Annotated in this window: 15 protein-coding genes and 2 pseudogenes; 6 read left to right on the forward strand and 11 right to left on the reverse strand. The window is 58.2% G+C overall.

The features are described from left to right. Positions 1-40: 40 nt before the first annotated feature. From ACF0H7_RS10725 to ACF0H7_RS10735, 3 genes are all read right to left on the reverse strand, one after another. Positions 41-829, reverse strand: a complete 789-nt coding sequence (locus ACF0H7_RS10725) for an SDR family NAD(P)-dependent oxidoreductase (RefSeq protein WP_397452733.1) — start codon at positions 827-829, stop codon at positions 41-43. Between the two features lie 104 nt (positions 830-933). Next, the gene (locus ACF0H7_RS10730; protein WP_397452734.1) at positions 934-1,284 is read right to left on the reverse strand and encodes a hypothetical protein; all 351 of its coding nucleotides are present in this window, start codon (positions 1,282-1,284) and stop codon (positions 934-936) included. A gap of 320 nt (positions 1,285-1,604) precedes the next feature. Further along, positions 1,605-2,906, reverse strand: coding sequence for a putative porin (locus ACF0H7_RS10735; protein WP_397452735.1), 1,302 nt, complete (start codon positions 2,904-2,906; stop codon positions 1,605-1,607). Between the two features lie 539 nt (positions 2,907-3,445). On the opposite strand from ACF0H7_RS10735, the pseudogene ACF0H7_RS10740 reads away from it, so the two are divergent. From ACF0H7_RS10740 to ACF0H7_RS10750, 3 genes and pseudogenes are all read left to right on the forward strand, one after another. Then, positions 3,446-4,132, forward strand: a pseudogene (locus ACF0H7_RS10740) (MCP four helix bundle domain-containing protein); the annotation flags it as partial. A gap of 117 nt (positions 4,133-4,249) precedes the next feature. Then, positions 4,250-4,774 (forward strand): methyl-accepting chemotaxis protein, encoded by a 525-nt coding sequence (locus tag ACF0H7_RS10745; RefSeq protein WP_397453875.1) that lies wholly within the window; start codon positions 4,250-4,252, stop codon positions 4,772-4,774. Positions 4,775-4,854: 80 nt separating this feature from the next. Further along, complete coding sequence (locus tag ACF0H7_RS10750) at positions 4,855-5,037, forward strand: hypothetical protein (RefSeq protein ID WP_397452736.1); 183 nt, start codon at positions 4,855-4,857, stop codon at positions 5,035-5,037. An 82-nt stretch (positions 5,038-5,119) separates the two neighbouring features. On the opposite strand, the gene ACF0H7_RS10755 is transcribed toward ACF0H7_RS10750, so the two are convergent. The 4 genes and pseudogenes from ACF0H7_RS10755 to ACF0H7_RS10770 form a co-directional block, all read right to left on the reverse strand. Beyond that, entirely contained in the window at positions 5,120-6,088 is a 969-nt protein-coding gene (locus ACF0H7_RS10755; RefSeq protein ID WP_397452737.1) for an autotransporter outer membrane beta-barrel domain-containing protein, read from the reverse strand. A gap of 379 nt (positions 6,089-6,467) precedes the next feature. Further along, positions 6,468-7,790, reverse strand: coding sequence for an MFS transporter (locus tag ACF0H7_RS10760; RefSeq protein ID WP_397453876.1), 1,323 nt, complete (start codon positions 7,788-7,790; stop codon positions 6,468-6,470). A 240-nt stretch (positions 7,791-8,030) separates the two neighbouring features. Further along, on the reverse strand, positions 8,031-8,894 hold the full coding sequence (locus ACF0H7_RS10765) for a methyl-accepting chemotaxis protein (protein WP_397453877.1): 864 nt from the start codon (positions 8,892-8,894) through the stop codon (positions 8,031-8,033). A gap of 39 nt (positions 8,895-8,933) precedes the next feature. Next, positions 8,934-9,953, reverse strand: a pseudogene (locus tag ACF0H7_RS10770) (methyl-accepting chemotaxis protein); the annotation flags it as partial. Positions 9,954-10,211: 258 nt separating this feature from the next. On the opposite strand from ACF0H7_RS10770, the gene ACF0H7_RS10775 reads away from it, so the two are divergent. Beyond that, positions 10,212-10,667 (forward strand): hypothetical protein, encoded by a 456-nt coding sequence (locus tag ACF0H7_RS10775; protein ID WP_397452738.1) that lies wholly within the window; start codon positions 10,212-10,214, stop codon positions 10,665-10,667. Then, entirely contained in the window at positions 10,664-10,972 is a 309-nt protein-coding gene (locus tag ACF0H7_RS10780) for a type II toxin-antitoxin system RelE/ParE family toxin (protein WP_397452739.1), read from the forward strand. Before ACF0H7_RS10775 ends, ACF0H7_RS10780 begins: the two co-directional genes overlap by 4 nt. A gap of 46 nt (positions 10,973-11,018) precedes the next feature. Here the strand turns inward: ACF0H7_RS10780 and ACF0H7_RS10785 are convergent, their stop codons facing one another. The 4 genes from ACF0H7_RS10785 to ACF0H7_RS10800 all read right to left on the reverse strand — a co-directional run bounded on the left by ACF0H7_RS10785 (position 11,019) and on the right by ACF0H7_RS10800 (position 14,937). Further along, positions 11,019-11,975 carry a 2-hydroxyacid dehydrogenase gene (locus ACF0H7_RS10785; protein ID WP_397452740.1) on the reverse strand — a complete coding sequence of 319 codons (957 nt, stop codon included), beginning with the start codon at positions 11,973-11,975 and terminating at the stop codon, positions 11,019-11,021. 21 nt (positions 11,976-11,996) lie between these two features. Then, a complete protein-coding gene (locus ACF0H7_RS10790; protein WP_397452741.1) occupies positions 11,997-12,761 on the reverse strand; it encodes an SDR family oxidoreductase in 765 nt (254 codons plus the stop codon). Positions 12,762-12,789: 28 nt separating this feature from the next. Next, entirely contained in the window at positions 12,790-13,503 is a 714-nt protein-coding gene (locus ACF0H7_RS10795) for a fumarylacetoacetate hydrolase family protein (RefSeq protein ID WP_397452742.1), read from the reverse strand. Positions 13,504-13,611: 108 nt separating this feature from the next. Next, a complete protein-coding gene (locus ACF0H7_RS10800) occupies positions 13,612-14,937 on the reverse strand; it encodes an MFS transporter (protein WP_397452743.1) in 1,326 nt (441 codons plus the stop codon). A gap of 514 nt (positions 14,938-15,451) precedes the next feature. Between ACF0H7_RS10800 and glsB the strand changes: the two genes are divergently transcribed. Next, complete coding sequence (gene glsB, locus ACF0H7_RS10805) at positions 15,452-16,360, forward strand: glutaminase B (RefSeq protein ID WP_397452744.1); 909 nt, start codon at positions 15,452-15,454, stop codon at positions 16,358-16,360. Positions 16,361-16,510 lie beyond the last annotated feature (150 nt).

The following is a 16,510-nucleotide window of genomic DNA, read 5'->3' on the forward strand; positions in this document are numbered from 1 at the left end:
GTGTAAACCTATTTCAGGACTAGACACGGTACGGCCTTGTTCAAAACGCTGATTTGATCACGCCACCATCCACCCGTAACGCCGCGCCATTGGTGGCCGCCGAGGCTTCCGAGCAAATGTAGACCACCATGTTGGCGACTTCTTCAGGCGTGGTGAAGCGTTTGAGCAGCGAGGTAGGGCGGGCTTTTTCAAAGAACTCTTTTTCGAATTCATCGAAGGGTTTGCCGCCCGAGAGTTTGTCGACGAACTCACTGACGCCTTCCGAACTGGTCGGGCCAGGCAATACCGAGTTGACCGTCACCCCGGTACCCGCACAGCTCTCGGCCAGGCCACGGGACAAACCGAGTTGCGCGGTTTTGGTGACCCCGTAATGAATCATCTCAACCGGGATCTGCACCCCGCTTTCGCTGCTGATGAACACCACACGGCCCCAGTTCTTCTGTTTCATTTTCGGCAGGTAAGCGCGGGTTAGACGAACCCCGGACATGACGTTGGTATTGAAGAACAATGCCCAGTCTTCGTCGGGAATGTCTTCAAACGGCTTGGGGTCGAAGATGCCGAGGTTGTTCACCAGCACGTCGACCTCGGGGTGTTGTTCCAGCAGTCGCGTGATGTGCTGCGGGTCGGAGAGGTCGCCCGCGAAGCCTTGCACTTCGGCGTCTGGATGCAGGGCGCGCAATTTGGTCAGGGCATCACTGACCGATGCTTCCGAGCGCCCGTTGAGAATCACTCGGGCGCCTTCACGGGCCAGACCCGTAGCAATGGCGAAGCCGATACCTTTGGTCGAGCCGGAAACCAGCGCGCGTTTGTTCCGCAAATGTAGATCCATGAGACTCACCCTCGTAAACATGGTGTTTGATTAGTCCGCCGGATAAAGGCGGGGTTCAAGCCCAATGACTGTAGGTGAAGAACAGGCGGCGCTGGTTCGATTATTTACAAACAGGTGGCCAGGGTCGCCAAGCGGCGTTCGGCCAGGGCATCAGCGTTGGTGATGTAGTAATTGACCGTGGTGCCGGCGGCACTGCTGGTGACGTCGATGAAGTATTCCGAGCTGCGGGTGTAGACCGTGTAACCGCCCGCCGGACCCGGTTGCAGGTAGGCTGCGGCCTCGACGCTGAACATGGTCTCATCCTGCCAGGCGAACTGGACGCACTGGGCAACGAGTTGGTCTTTCTTCTCGGAGGTGAAGGTCTTGGTCGGGGCTGCGGTGCGCGCCTGATCCATGCTGTGCGTCGAGCACCCAGCCAACAATCCGAGGGTCATGAGACCTGCCAACATCCGCATGATGCTTCCTTAAGTCTGAAAAACGCCGACTGTACCACTTGCCGGCGCTGAAGCCATCCATCCGCGCGGTAGTGCAGGAAAAAACAGGGTGTCCGTTCTGTTACAGGGTGGGTGTGATTGAAAACGCCTTCAAGTGTTCTGTAGTTGACGAAAAAAAGAAACCGACGCAGCACCGTCGGTTTTAAAGGGAGCATCTATAAGTTGCAGGCTAAACCGTTGGTGCGATTGATGGAGGTGATGAGGTTTAACGCACCACCGCCAGCCTGCAAGTTCAAACGCTAACGAACGCCAACGTTTGCATAACGACGTGAGGGCACCGGTTAGAACTTGGCGACAGCGTCCAGTTGCAAAGTATTGACATCGGCATCTTTCACGCCGCTGACTGCAGCGTCGGAGTTGGCCATGAAGTACGTTGCGCCGAGATTGAAGTTTTTGCCGATATCATGGTTGATATTGAGTTTGTGGCCGCGCGAGGCTGTGAAGCCGTTGGCAAAGTCGGAGTCGGTGAATGCACCCACCACGGCGTTACGCTGAACATCGCGGTAGTTGTAGTCGACGTTGAAACCAAACACGGTCGATTTGGCACCGAACAACCAGGCGGTGTCTTGACCGGAAGAGGCTTCACTGTTGCTGACTAATTGGCCGTAGAACGACAGTGGAACCATCAAGCCGGAGATATCAGCCTGACCGAAGCCTTCGTACAGACGGTATTTGTTGATCGTGTTGCCGTTGATCGCCAGGGCATTGCCTGCGATCGCGCCGGCAGTGCCTGGGAGCGGGCTGCTGTGGTCGCCGTCAAAGCTGTAGAGGCTACCGCCCAAGGTGACCTTGAGGTTATCCAGGGGTTTGAAGCGAGTACCGATCTGGCCGGTATACATGCGCAGGTCGTTCGAGAACTGGGTACCGTTGCCGTCGACGTTGTCCTTGAGCGTGAAAAAACCACCGTTGGCGAACAACTGGAACTTGTCGTTCACATCGTATTGGTAGGTGGCTGCCAGACCTTCCGGGTTGATGTCGCTATCCCAGATGATGTCGCCTTCGCTGACCCACGGTTGTTTGATCTTGCCGCCGATGAGGTGCAGGTTTTTCACGGCGGTAGGGTGGTAGTCGATGTAGCCCAGGTCCAGCCAGATGTCTTTCTTGGTGAAGTAGTTGTTCAAGTCCTGGTTGGTGGTGTTCGCAGAGTTGTCGCTGCCGGTCGCAATACGAATGCCCGTGCTCACCTCAGGGTTGATTTCAGTGTAGGCACCGAGGCGGACGCGGACACGCTGACGGTTTTTATCCTGGCTGTTGGTTTGACCATCGGCTTTAACCGTTTCTTGACGCAGGCGCACATCACCTTCGAAGTGAGTCTTTGCGGCCCAGGCCACGGCCTGCGAGAAGGCATCCAGTTTGGTAGATTGGTCAACCAGTTTGGCCTGCTGAGCATCGGCCTTTTGTTTTTCCTGAGTGTCGCTGGCCAGGTCGTTTTGCAGTTCAGCGTATTGAGCGGGAGAAATGGAACCGTTCGTTTTAAGCATTTCGAGTAACTTTGCATCGACCGCGGCGTTGGCCGGAACACTCAGGGCCAACAGCATACCACCGCAGACACTCGCTGCAATTTTTGTATAAACAAAACGCATAGTAATCATCCCCAGATTAAATAGAGGTGACAGAAGTCACTTCAAAAAAGTTGGCCTTATCCTGGCCGAGACTTGGGTTGCTAACCCCTTGATTCAAAACCGGCGCCAGTATTGCGAAGACTTGTTACAAAAAAATTTCAAGGCGAGAAGTTTGAAATGTTTGATGATGGGAGGAAGGAAGATATAAATAAAAGTTTATATTTCTATTCAAATATAAACTTTAATTTACTTTTATTTCCACGTTCGTCTACTTGACGGATTGAACGATGTTCAGTTATTAGAAACTATCGACCTGGTTCTAACCTTAGGGTTATGAACAGCAAAAACCGCAGGTTCCGAAGGCCGGTTTGACCTGTCCAATAAGTCAACAAATTTATTTCTGACCGATGTCATAAAGACATCACATTTCTGCCTTATACATGCCTCTCCGGCGTATCCGTTGAAGAGGCTTTTAAGCTGTGAATAGGTTCGTGCCTCGATTTTTCCGCAAGCGCTCCGCGACGCCCGTGCTGCGTCGTTTCAGGATCACCCCGCGACTGGTGGGTTGCTTCGGCATTACGGCAGTCCTGTTGGTTGGGGTCGGGGCGTTTTGCTTATGGCAGATGCAGGGCATTCGCAGTCAAGGTGAGGCCGTTGAACGTGGCGCGTTGCCGAGTATTGCGATGGCCGATGCGATTGCCATCGATCTGGTGAAAATGCGTGGCGAGACCTCGCATTTGATCGCCAACGCAGACGACCCGAGCGCGGTGACCACCAGCAAGATCAACGTCGAGCAGTTGAAAAACGAAGTCGAGAAGGGCTTCAGTGACTACATTGCGCGTGTGACTGACAGCACCGAGCGTGATTCCATTACGGCGTTGCAGGACGCGTACAAAGCCTTTATCCCCGGCTTGCGCGACGAAATCACCCTGATCGAACAGCGCAAAATCAACGAGGCGCGGATGCTGGTCGACACCACGTTGACCATGCAAGGCGACCTGATGGACATGCAGGTGCAACTGCTGCGTGAGCTGAATAAACAAAGCGCGGCGGCGGCAGTGGAAGCGGCGGGCAACAGTTATCGCCAGGCGCGGATCATTGCCGTCAGTGCGATCGGCCTGGCGTTGGCGCTGACCTTGCTGCTGGCCTGGCGTCTGAGCGTGAGCATCATTCACCCGGTGCGTGAAGCGTTGCACATCGCCCATACCATTGCAGAGGGCGACCTCAGTCCACAGCCTATCCCCGAGGGCAAAGACGAAACCGCAGAATTGCTCAGTACCCTGGGGCAGATGCGCACCAACCTGCACGTCACCATCGCGCAAATTGGCGCGGCGTCGACGCAATTGGCGCAGTCGGTGCAGGAAATGGGCACCATCGCCCAGGCCAGCGCGCAGAACCTGCAACTGCAAAACGACGAAATCGAACAGGCAGCGGTGGCGGTCAATCAGATGAGCCAGGCGGCGGTGGAAGTGGCCGGCAACGCCAGCGACACCTCAAGCGAATCCCAGGCGTCGAACCAGGCGGCAGCGCAGGGGCAGGTGCGCTTGTCCGACACCATCAACTCGATCAAGCAACTGACCGGCAATGTGCTGGAATCGTCGCATCAGGCCGAAGGTCTGGCTGAGCGGACGTTGAGCATCGGCAAGATTCTCGATGTGATTCGCGCCATTGCCAACCAAACCAACCTGCTGGCGCTCAACGCGGCAATCGAGGCGGCACGTGCCGGCGAGGCGGGGCGTGGTTTTGCCGTGGTCGCCGACGAAGTCCGCTCGCTGGCGCAACGCACCAGCGCGTCGACCAGTGAAATCGAAGCGCTGATCAACGGCGTGCAGAAGAGCACCCAGGAAACCGCTCAGGCCCTGCGCCTGACCGCGACCCAGGCAACGTAACGCTGGATCAGGCGGCGGCCACGGGTGAGGCACTGAAGGTCATTATTAACTCGACTTCGACCATCAGCGACCGCAACCTGTTGATCGCCAGCGCGGCAGAGCAACAGGCACAGGTCGCGCATGAAGTGGATCGCAACCTCAGCAGCATCCGTGACCTGTCGACGCAAACCGCGTCGGGTGCACAGCAAACCACCGTGGCCAGCGATGCGTTGTCGATGCTGGCGACCGACCTGAACACCATGGTCCAGCGCTTCGTGTTGTAAGGTAAATCCGATTCTCTGTAGGACCGAACTTGTTCGATGACGATCAAGACGGTATCTACAGAGTCAGCGTTCAGGGTATTGCTTACCAACGCACCCGCACCCCAAGATTGCCAATCAGACCAAACGCGCCATCGGTGCTGCCGCTGTAGTCGCCACTGACAAACAGACTGACGTTGGGTGTGACCCGGGCCAGCAGTCCGAGCCCCACTTCGACACTCGATGCGTTGCGGCTGCTGTTGATCTTGTCCACTGGACCGAGGCTCAGCAGTTCGCCGCTGGAATAGGTTTGCCACAGGTTGGTCCGCACGTAGGGCTCGACCGGCAGGCCGTTGACCTGGTAGTTACCTTGCAAGCGAGCACCGACTCGACCGCTCCAGGTACTGGTGTCGGTGGATGGCGCGTTGGTGGCGTTGCTGGTGCTGCCAAGGGAGGTGCGTTGGTTGATCACCTGCGCCTGGGGCTCGATCACCCAGTTATCGCTGATGCCGATGGAGTAACCGCCTTCCACCGACAACGTCACGGCGCTGCCCTCGGTGGCTTGCCAGGCGCTTTGTCCCGTGCGGGCAAAGCCATTCAAGTGAGTGTTGGCGGCCACCAGGTTGACATGCCAGCCTTGGGCCGAAGTCAGGCTCCAATAGGCGCCAAGGCTTTGACCCTGAAGTGCCAGAGTATTGTTGCCGGGCGGTGATGCAAAACCGGCGCTGCCGCCAAAGAATTGATTTTGATCGACGAAAATCCCAACCCGTTGAGTGTCGCCATTGCTGCTATGGGAGGTATACAGCGCCGGACTGATCGGCGCCGGGTCGAGCAGCGCATTGCGGGCTAGCCATTGCGATTCGGCTTGCGGCGACGGGTTCGTGGCGAGGTTGTGTGGCGAGATGCCTAACGCGGAGGGCATGAGCGAAACCACCGGAAAACTGCCGCGTTCCCAGGGGATGGGATCGTTTTCGGTCGAGGCCGCTTGAACCTCCAGGGTGGAGCAGAGCAGGAGGGAAGTGGAGACGGTATACACCGCCAGTTTAATGTCCCGGGGGGTCATGGAAGTGTTCATGGGGTGGTCCTTGCTGTCGCATAAGTACTCTGCTCTGGCGTCTCTCCTACCCCGAACGAGGGGCGGCCGAAATCATTGAGACAAGCTTCGGCGGCCCGCTTTGGCAGGTATCCGAGAGCTGTCTCTGGTGGTATTTCCGGGGGTAGTTAGGTATAGCTAAGGACAGGACGAGGGGTGCGTCAAGAAATTGAACTGAAGAGTGTAAAAATTACGTACACGAAATAAATCATTGATTCAAATAAATTAAGTCGTATTTTTTAGAGAAATGCTCTGCGCGTTCAGCCTCACTATTTCTCCTCATTAAGGTGATAGCAAAAAGCTCTAAGCCACATAAACGCCCTGTTGAGGCGTTCATGTGGTTTATTTGACACCAATCGGGTCAGCGCTTGGCTACCGTGTTCGGCGTCATCAGGCGCAAACCGCTGGCCACGCTGCCCACTGCCGCAAAACATGCACCCAGCGTCAGGGCCAAAACCGGCCCGTGTTCGCCGGAAATGCCGTAGCTCAACGCAACCAGTGCCGCGCCCGTTGCCTGGCCAATCAAGCGCGCCGTGGCGATGGTGCCGCTGGCGCCGCTGCTGCGTTCTGGCGGGGCGCTGATGAGCAGGGCTTTCTGGTTGGGTGCCTGAAAGAAGCCAAAACCCAGACCGCAAATAATCATGCGAATGATGATGTCCGCGACGCTGGGATCGGTCGGCAGCATCGCCAGCGAGATCATGCCGCCGCACAGTACCGCCAAACCGATACCGCCGAGCAGGCCCGGTGGGTAACGATCTGAAAGCCGCCCAGCAAATGGCGCGATCAACGCAACCACCACCGACCATGGGGTCATCAGGAAGCCGGTCTGCACCGGGTCACGCCCCAGTACGTTTTCAAAGAAAAACGGCAGCGAAACGAACGCCAGGCCCTGGGTCGCGAACGAACACACCGCGGTGATCGCCGACAAGGCAAACAACGGACGCTTGAGCAGGTCGAGGGGGAACATCGGCGCGGGATGTCCGGCTTCCCGATGCAGCATGAGCGCGCCGGCCACCAGGAAGATGGCGAACGCGATCAATACGCTGGTCATCGAAGCCAGCTGGGCGAACTGGCTAAGCGAGTAGATCAAGGCGCCAAAGGTGATGACATTGAGTATCGCGGTGATCCGGTCGAAGGGCAGGCCGCTGAGTTTGGTCGCCGGCAGCGCTGACCAGGCGAAGAACAAGGCGAAACAACCAATCGGCAGGTTGATCGCAAACAACCATGGCCAGTGCGCCACCGACAACACCAGCGAAGCCACGGTCGGGCCGGCGGCGAATGACACACCCACCACCAGTGCGTTCAGGCCCATGCCTCGGCCCAGGTGTTCGCGGGAGAAAATCGAACTGATCAGCGCCGCGTTGACGCTCATGATCGCCGCCGCACCGAGGCCCTGGAACACCCGGGCGATGGTCAGGGTCGGCAGCGACCAGGACAGGGTGCACAGCGCGGAGGAGACGATGAACAGAATCAGACCGCCGAGAAACACCCGTCGATGTCCGACGATGCCGCCCAGCGCCGCCAGCGGCAACAGGGTCGCCACTGCGGCCAACTGATACGCATTGATCACCCATACCGAGGCTGCGGGTGATGCGCTCAGGTCCGTGGCAATCGCGGGCAGGGCGGTGTTGGCGATGGCGGTGTCTAGGGTGGCCAAGGCGATCGACATCAGAATCGCGAGCATTCCGCGAACTTCGAGAGAGGTCAATTTGGTGTGGGTAGTGGCGTCCTGAGGACTGAGGTGGGTCATTACCGACTGCGCTCCGATCAAATCAGACGTCGCGGTTCGCCCACTCGGCAAACGGTTGCGCGCCGTCGGGGCAAGCATGCCGGGTTGGGGGGCGTGGGCGCAATGCTGCTTAAGGATGTTTTAAAAAACGCGGCGCCCGGTTGACAAACCCAGGGCGCCACTTTGACGCGGAGGTTACATGCGGAAATGGCTGACCAGGGTTTGCAACTGGTTGCTCAAGCGGGCCAGTTCGACGCTGGAGGCAGCGGTGTCGTCGCTGGCGGCTGCCGTCTGCTCGGAAACGTCGCGCACTTTGAGAATGCTGCGGCTGATCTCTTCCGCCACCGCGCTTTGCTGCTCGGCGGCTGCGGCGATCTGTTGGTTCATCGCCTGAATGCTCGACACCGTGTGGGTGATGCTCTCCAGCGAGGTGCCGGCCTTGCGCGTCAAGGCCACGCTGCTGTCGGTCAGGTTGCGGCTGCTGAGCATGATGCTCGACACCTGCTGCGTACCGTTCTGCAGGCTGGCCACCAGGCTTTCGATCTCCTCGGTGGATTTCTGCGTGCGCTGCGCCAGGCCACGCACTTCATCGGCGACCACCGCAAAACCACGTCCGGCTTCACCGGCACGCGCCGCTTCAATCGCTGCGTTGAGCGCCAGCAGGTTGGTTTGCTCGGCCACGGCCTTAATCACGTCCATGACTTTGCCGATCTTGTCGCTCTCTTGTTGCAGGCCGTTCATGGCATCGCTGGAGCGAATCACCTCGGCGGCCAGACGCTCGATCTGGGTGATGGCTTCACCCACCACCTTGTCACCGTCACGGGCTTGTTTGTCCGCGTCGGCTGCGGCATGGGACGCCTGCTCAGCGTTGCGTGCAACCTCCTGAACGGTGGCCGACATCTCGTGCATGGCGGTGGCGACCTGGTCGGTCTCGGATTTCTGGCTGTTGACCCCGGCGCTGGTTTGCTGAGTCACTGCGGAGAGTTCTTCGGCGGCGCTGGCGATCTGAGTCACACCATCGCGAATCCCGCCGATCAACTCGCGCAGGGTCGCGCCCATGCGCTGAATGCCTTGCTGCAGCACGCCCAGTTCGTCACGACGGGTAACCGCTGCCGAGTGCGACAAATCACCAGAAGCAATGCGCTCGACCACGGCCAGGGTTTGCTGCAACGGGCGGGTGATCTGCCGGGTGATGATCAGCGCGGCCAGGGCGCCGAGAAACAAGGCCAACAACGTAGCGCCCAGTTGCAGGGTGCGGGAGTGGGTGCTTTCCAGGTCGCGTTGGGTGGTCTGGAATTTGTAGAGCTCATCGTTCAGGTCGACGATCACGGCGCCCAACTCACCCAGCGATTTACGCGCGGCGATGATGTCGGTAGAGGCATTTTTGTAGGCCATCACCGAGGCCTGATAGTTGAGCAGGGCGGTTTCCAGTTGCTTGAGCTTCTCCGGTTGCGCGCTGCCGAACACCTCGTTGAGGGGCTTCAGACCCTTGATCGCGGTGTCGAGTTGGGCCATGGCCTTCTGCTCGGTTTCGCTGATCGAGTTACCGGTGTAACCGCGCACTTCATAGCGCACCAGCATCAGGTCTTCTTTGGCCTTGATGATGGCCTGGTACTGACTGAAGCGGGACTCGTCGGTCGCCGGCAGTTGCAGCACGGTGTCCATGATCCCGCTGATGATCTCGGCGCCTTTGACCGCATCGACACCCATTTGCGCGCGTACGGTGCTGGAGACCTTGTAAGCATCGCGCATCTTGGCCAGGGCTTTTTCATAGTTGCTGCTGGCATCGCTCAATGTCGCCAGCATTTTCACGTCTTCAGGACTGGTCAGCGTCTTGCTCAGTTTCTGCTGTTGGGTCTTATAGGCGTCGATCGCCGCTTGCACCGTCTGGCCGACGGTTTCGTCACCGTTGGCGATCATGTATTGCAGGCGCGAGACGCGCAGCACGGTCAATTTGTCATCGAGCGTGGAAATCTCGCTCATCCTGTCGCTGCGAGCAATCAGCCCGTCGAGGCTGGTCCAGCCGATCAGCGCCAGGATGGCCGTCAGGACCAGCACCAGGCCAAAGCCCAAGGCCAACTTCATGTTGACGCTGATATTTGCGAACCAGCTATTCATCAAAAACTCCTCCAGTTATCTCGATTTTTAGATGCTCGTACCGCAGGGGAATTGTTGTTTTTCGGCCAGTACGCTTCTACGCATAAACGCTATCGGCGGGCGGGGCGATATCTGAACGATGAATTGCGGTCATTTGGCTAGCTGCATGGGCTGTGTGATCGATTGAATATCGACCTGAGACGGCGATGATTTGCACGTGTCCTTAAAGGTGTGCAGAATTGTCCTTATTTTAGTGCGTTAACAATCAAGGAGCTGATCATGCTGAGCATGACGATAGAGCAGCTACGAGCTGCAAGCAATGCTGGGGGGGTGGCTGGAGTAACATTGAAAGCTCTGGGCAGCGCATTCCTTATTCAGATCGCCACCCTCAGTGGCTCCGAAGCGATATTGACAAAGGCCCGCAGTAGCGAACCGCGACGCTTTGGCAGTCCGCTGGCTGCAATGAATGTGCTGAAAGAGATCGGTATTAGCGTAGGGCGATTTGACGCCAGCGAATACGATCCAGTAGCCAAAGGCCAAGACTCGGGTAATCGGGGCAGGTCAGATGCCATGCGTGAGGCACATGAAGCAGCTGCGTATACCAAGTGGCTCGCTGCCGAGATTCAGGAATCCATAGCTGATCCTCGACCCGACATCTCTCACGACGATGTCATGGCGCAAATGGATGACGACATTGCCGCTCTGCTGGCATCTGACAAGAGAAAGCCCGCGTGACTGACTCGCTCTACAGTATTCAATGGAGAACCATGGCACGTGAAGATCTTCGAAGGATTATTCAGTACATCGGCAAAGACAGCCCGACTCGCGCTGCCCACTTTGGCCAAGAGCTGCGCAACAAAACCAGCCTGCTTAAAGAGTATCCCGAGCTGGGACGACAAGCCCGCCCAGGCTTGTCTGGCTGTCGCGAGTTAATAGTTCACCCGAACTACATCATCTTTTACCGCGTATTGAGTGACGCGCAGACAGTACAAATCCTTAGGGTCAAGCATGCGGCCCAGCAGATGCTGGAAATGCGGTGACAAGCTGCAGTTGTCACCGCGGATTGTTCCAGCTCCGCGAGATGACTCACGTCGTCAAACTGTACGCCGGCCGTTCCCCCGCCAATCCCTGCGCAAGACTGGCCAATACAATCTCGCCCATCCGCGTGCGGGTCTCCACCGTGGCGCTGGCCCGATGCGGTTGCAGCACGACGTTATCCAGGCTGAACAACACCTCGGGCACGTGCGGCTCATCGACGAACACATCGAGACCGGCGCCGGCGATGCGGCCTTGGCTCAGGGCGTCGACCAGGTCAGGCTCGTTGACCAGTTTGCCTCGCGCTACGTTGATCAAAAAACCGTGCGCGCCCAATGCATCAAGAATCTCTGCGTTAATGATGCCCTCGGCGTTGTCCGCCGCAGCGGCGAGGATCAACGCGTCGCTTTGTTCGGCCAGCGCCTTGAGGCTGGCCACGAAGGTGTAAGGTACGTCGCTGATCGGCTGCAGGTCGGTGTAACTGACCGGGCAACCAAACGCAGTGGCGCGGGTGGCGACGGCACGACCAACGCGACCCAGACCAACGATGCCGACCCGCATGCCGCTGAACTGGCGGGCCAGAGGCAGTGGCACCAGCGGCGTGGCGCTCTTGCTCCATTGGCCGTCGCGCACATAGCGCTCGCCGGTGCCGATACCACGACAGACGCTGATTAACAGACCGATGGCCAGGTCGGCGACGTCATCGGTGAGGGCACCAATCGTGGCGGTGACATGAATGCCACGTTCCCGCGCATAAGCCATGTCCACGGCGTCAGTGCCAACGCCGTTCACCGCCACCACTTCCAGTTTCGGCAACTGCATAATGATCGCCTTGCTGATCCCGGTATGGCCGCCGGAGATCACCCCACGAATGTTGTGACCGTGTTCCTTCAGGTACGCCGCTTTGTCGCTCTGCTGATAATACGGGCGAAGGGTGTACAGCTCATTCAAGCGGGCGTTGATCGACGGGATCAGCACCGGACTCAATTGCAGGACTTCGGGTTTCATCAATCACCTCAACAGGTTTGATCAGCCGCGACCGACGAAGGGCATGTTGGTCGCCATCACGGTCATGTTCAGCACGTTGGCGGACAGCGGCAGACCGGCGATGTAGCGCACCGCGTCAGCGACGTGTTTGACATCGACCATCGGTTCCACGGCGATCTGCCCATTGGCCTGGCGCACACCTTTGGTCATGCGTACCGACAGCTCGGTGAGGGCGTTGCCGATGTCGATCTGGCTGCAGGCGATGTTGTATTCGCGACCGTCCAGCGCCAGGCTTTTGGTCAGGCCCAGTACCGCGTGTTTGCTCGCGGTGTAGGGCGCGGTGAACGGGCGAGGGGTGTGTGCCGAGATCGAACCGTTGTTGATGATGCGGCCGCCTTGCGGGCTTTGTTTTCGCATCAGGCCAAAGGCACCCCGGGCACACAGATAGACCCCGGTGACGTTGGTGTTGATCAGGTTCAACCACTGCTCGACCGGCAGTTCGTCGATGGGAATGGCCGGGGCGTTGATCCCGGCGTTGTTGAACGCGACATCGAGGCGACCGTAGACTTCTTCGATGGTGGCGAACAGCGCATCGACACTCGCCGGATCGCGCACGTCGGTGGGCACGGCAAGCGCGTTCTGGCCAGCCGCGGTGGCAATCTCCACCAGTTCATTCAGGGGTTCCGGGCGACGGCCGGCAAGCACCACGCTGTAGCCATCTTCCATCATGACCTGGGCCACGGCGCGGCCAATACCGCTGCCAGCACCGGTAACCAGTGCAACTTTCAAAGGGGAACTGTTCGTCATTTTTGTGTCCTTCCAGGGCAGGTGTTCTTTAAGAAAAGGCGTGTTGGTGAGTCGCGACCGTGACCGACAGTTGGCCGATCCCTTCGATGCCGGCGGTCACCACGTCGCCGGCCTGGATCGACTCCACGCCTGCGGGTGTGCCAGTGAAAATCAGGTCGCCGGCCTTGAGCCCGATGGACTGCGAAATGCGGCTGACGACTTCCGCCACCGACCAGATCTGGTTGGCGAGGTTCGAGCGCTGGCGATCGACGCCGTTGACCTGCAACCACAGCGCGCCGGAGGTCGGATGGCCGATCTTGCTCACCGGAACAATCGCAGTGGCGGGGGCGGAGTGCTCGAAAGCTTTGGAACTTTCCCACGGCCGGCCCTGCGCTTTCGCTGCCATCTGAATGTCGCGGCGGGTCATGTCCAGACCGGCGGCGTATCCCCAAACGTGATTCAGGGCCTCGCCTTCGGCGATATCGCTGCCGTCTTTGCCGATGGCGATCACCAGTTCGATTTCAGGGCAGAACTCAGCGGTCAGCGACGGAAACGGCAGGTGTCCATGGGCGGGAGCAATGGCATGGGCCGGCTTCATGAAGAAAAACGGTGCCTCACGCTCCGGTGCTTTTCCGTCCACCAGCGCTTCTGGCCACCAATAGTTACGCCCCATGCAAAACACTCGGGCAACCGGGAAGTATTCGGTGCTGTCCTGAACCGGCAAACGCGGTTGTGGCAACGGTGGAAAAACGTAGTTATTCATAGCGTTCAGTCCGTTATTCAAGTGTTTGCCGCACAGCCAGTGTAGGAACAACCGGTTGATGTCATGTGGACTAAACCACGACCTTTTTGGACAAAAGGCCCTGAATTGTCACGCCGCCGTTTTCAACTGGATACGGTACAAACGACCCAGTAACAGCGAATAAGACAAGGTGCCGATCAACGCGAGGCCACCGATAAAATAGAACACCAGCGAGAACGAGTTGGTCGCCGTCAGGATGGCGCCGATCACGATCGGGGTCACAATCCCGCCGATGTTGGCGGCCAGGCTGGTGATCCCGCCGGTCAAGCCGATCAGTTCTTTCGGCGCGATTTCCGCCACCGCAGCCCATGATGCCGAGGCGATGCCCTGGGCAAAGAAGGCGCAGGTCAGAATGGCGATGCACAACTCATCGGAGTTGGTGAAGTTGATCAGCACAATCGACATGCCCAACATCGAACCGACTACCAGCGGCAACTTGCGAGCAAACGACATCGAATAACCACGGCGAATCAGGGTGTCCGAAACAATGCCCGCCAGCAAAATCCCCACGGTCGCACCAATGAACGGCAAGACGGCAAAGATCCCCACTTTGACCATGGTCAAATGGCGTTCTTCGATCAGGTAAGTCGGGAACCAGGTGAGGAAAAAATACAACGCCGAGGTACTGGCGAACTTGCCCAGGCAAATCGCCCAGACCTGGCGGTATTGGAACAACTCGGCTACTTGGCGCCAGTTGAATTTATTGCGGTCTTTACTGCTTTTGACCAGACCGCCGCCTTCCTCGATGTAGCTCAGTTCTTCTTTGCTGACTTTCTTGCAACTCAGCGGGTCGCGATACAAGTAAAGCCAGGCGATGCCAAACAGCACACCGATCACGCCGGTAACGATGAACACATAGCGCCAACTGAAGGTGGTCGCCAGCCACAGCAAACCGCCGGTAAACAGCGCCGTGCCCAGGTACTGGCCGCTGACGAAAATACTGCTGGCCAGTCCGCGTTCCCGTGACGGGAACCAGATCGCCACGGCGCGGGTGTTGGCGGGGAAGGCCGGTGCTTCCAGCCCCCCGACCGCCAGCCGCAAGCCGAACAGCGAAGCGAAGCCACCCACTGCGCCTTGGGCCACGGTGGCCGCGGACCAGGTGATCAGTGACAGTCCGTAGGTCAGGCGAGAGCCAAATCGATCGGAAATGAAGCCCGCCGGGACCAACGCGAACGAATAGGTCCAGGCGAAGGCCGAGAAGATCAAGCCCATTTGCAGTTTGTCGAGACCCAGGTCCTTGGCCATGAAGGGCGCGGCAATGGAGATGTTCACCCGGTCGACGTAATTGATGATGGTCGCCAGCAACAACAAAAACAGCATGAAGTAGCGGCGTCGAGTGGGGAGTCGGCCGGACACGGCGACCGGTATGGCTTGAGCAACGTCGGAGTTCGACATCAGAAGGCCCTCATTATTTTTATTGGAATCAGCATTCAGGGCAGCTGCATGGCGCTGCCTTGATAGAGGTAAGTTATCGTACCTCTATCGCTTTGCAAGTGACTTTTTTCGGAGCTGGAGAGGGGTTATGCACACGCAATTTTTCTGATGTTTTGACCTTATAACTCGTACATCCAGCTCTTAACTAAAACAAATACTTTATAAACATATAGTTATATCAATGCTGACGACAGGATAAGAAACCGGGGTTGAGAGAGGATCGTTGAATCGTCCAATTTCCATGATGTCGTACAACGTCATTTTTTTTGCTGATTTCTGGCCCGCGCTGACGAGTGGTTTCAGATAGGGTCTCTGTAGGCGCTGCCGAAGGCTGCGAAGGGCATTTAAACGCGTTAAGTGTTCTGTCGTTATCGCAGCCTTCGGCAGCGCCTGCAAATCTGTGCTCTGACGCTTGTATCCAGCGTCTAGAAAACGTATCTCTGGAGCCTGCCGGAGAGTAGACACGGGCGTGAGCATGCAAGCGTTGTTGAACGAGATCCTCGAAGAAGTGCGCCCTCTGATCGGACAGGGCAAGGTCGCCAATTACATTCCGGCACTGGCCGACGTGCCGGCGCAACAGTTGGGCATTGCCGTGTATGGCAACGACGGCGAGATGTTTTGCGCCGGCGATGCGCAAACACCCTTTTCCGTGCAGAGCATTTCCAAGGTCTTCAGCCTGGTGCAGGCGATCCAGCATTCCGGCGAAGAGATCTGGCAGCGCCTGGGCCATGAGCCATCCGGGCAGCCGTTCAATTCGCTGGTGCAGCTTGAGTTCGAACGCGGCCGCCCGCGCAATCCGTTCATCAACGCCGGTGCGTTGGTGATCTGCGACATCAACCAGTCACGCTTCGCCGCGCCGGCCTTGTCGATGCGGGATTTCGTGCGGCGCTTGTCCGGCAATTCGGGCGTGCTGGTCGATGGCCGCGTCGCCGAGTCCGAATACCAGCATCGTGCGCGCAATGCGGCAATGGCCTACCTGATGCAATCCTTCGGCAACTTCCATAACGATGTCGAGGCGGTGCTGCGCAGCTACTTCAGCCATTGCGCCATCCGCATGAACTGCGTGGACCTGGCCCGCGCCTTCTGCTTCCTGGCCAACGACGGTTTTTGCAAACACAGCGGCGAACGCATCCTCACCTCGCGGCAGACACAACAAGTCAACTCGATCATGGCCACCAGCGGCCTCTACGACGAAGCCGGCAACTTCGCCTACCGCGTCGGCCTGCCAGGCAAAAGCGGCGTCGGCGGCGGCATAGTCGCGGTAGTGCCAGGGCGCTTCAGTGTGTGCGTCTGGTCGCCGGAATTGAACGCAGCGGGGAATTCGCTGGTGGGCATGGCGGCGCTGGAGTTGTTGAGTCAGCGGATTGGGTGGTCGGTATTTTAGGTTGAGCAGTGAATTGAGCCTGCTCAAGCAAGAGGTCGGCGGCATACCCCAGCATTTAATGAGTTAGACCGTGGCTGTGTAGGCGACTAGATGTTGCGGATGGCTCGGGGTGAGTCTCCGCAGGCGCCTCTGTCTGTAGGAGCCAACGTG

Origin of the sequence: Pseudomonas sp. NA-150, from assembly GCF_044336365.1 — a bacterium.
Taxonomy (GTDB): Bacteria; Pseudomonadota; Gammaproteobacteria; order Pseudomonadales; family Pseudomonadaceae; genus Aquipseudomonas.

Excerpts from the sequence above, each read along its gene's own strand:
- glsB (WP_397452744.1), top strand. The coding sequence starts at position 15,452 with ATGCAAGCGTTGTTGAACGAGATCCTCGAAGAAGTGCGCCCTCTGATC.
- ACF0H7_RS10790 (WP_397452741.1), bottom strand. The coding sequence starts at position 12,761 with ATGACGAACAGTTCCCCTTTGAAAGTTGCACTGGTTACCGGTGCTGGC.
- ACF0H7_RS10755 (WP_397452737.1), bottom strand. The coding sequence starts at position 6,088 with ATGAACACTTCCATGACCCCCCGGGACATTAAACTGGCGGTGTATACC.
- ACF0H7_RS10765 (WP_397453877.1), bottom strand. The coding sequence starts at position 8,894 with ATGGGCGCGACCCTGCGCGAGTTGATCGGCGGGATTCGCGATGGTGTG.
- ACF0H7_RS10795 (WP_397452742.1), bottom strand. The coding sequence starts at position 13,503 with ATGAATAACTACGTTTTTCCACCGTTGCCACAACCGCGTTTGCCGGTT.
- ACF0H7_RS10730 (WP_397452734.1), bottom strand. The coding sequence starts at position 1,284 with ATGCGGATGTTGGCAGGTCTCATGACCCTCGGATTGTTGGCTGGGTGC.
- ACF0H7_RS10725 (WP_397452733.1), bottom strand. The coding sequence starts at position 829 with ATGGATCTACATTTGCGGAACAAACGCGCGCTGGTTTCCGGCTCGACC.
- ACF0H7_RS10800 (WP_397452743.1), bottom strand. The coding sequence starts at position 14,937 with ATGTCGAACTCCGACGTTGCTCAAGCCATACCGGTCGCCGTGTCCGGC.
- ACF0H7_RS10775 (WP_397452738.1), top strand. The coding sequence starts at position 10,212 with ATGCTGAGCATGACGATAGAGCAGCTACGAGCTGCAAGCAATGCTGGG.
- ACF0H7_RS10735 (WP_397452735.1), bottom strand. The coding sequence starts at position 2,906 with ATGCGTTTTGTTTATACAAAAATTGCAGCGAGTGTCTGCGGTGGTATG.
- ACF0H7_RS10785 (WP_397452740.1), bottom strand. The coding sequence starts at position 11,975 with ATGAAACCCGAAGTCCTGCAATTGAGTCCGGTGCTGATCCCGTCGATC.
- ACF0H7_RS10745 (WP_397453875.1), top strand. The coding sequence starts at position 4,250 with ATGGGCACCATCGCCCAGGCCAGCGCGCAGAACCTGCAACTGCAAAAC.
- ACF0H7_RS10760 (WP_397453876.1), bottom strand. The coding sequence starts at position 7,790 with ATGCTCGCGATTCTGATGTCGATCGCCTTGGCCACCCTAGACACCGCC.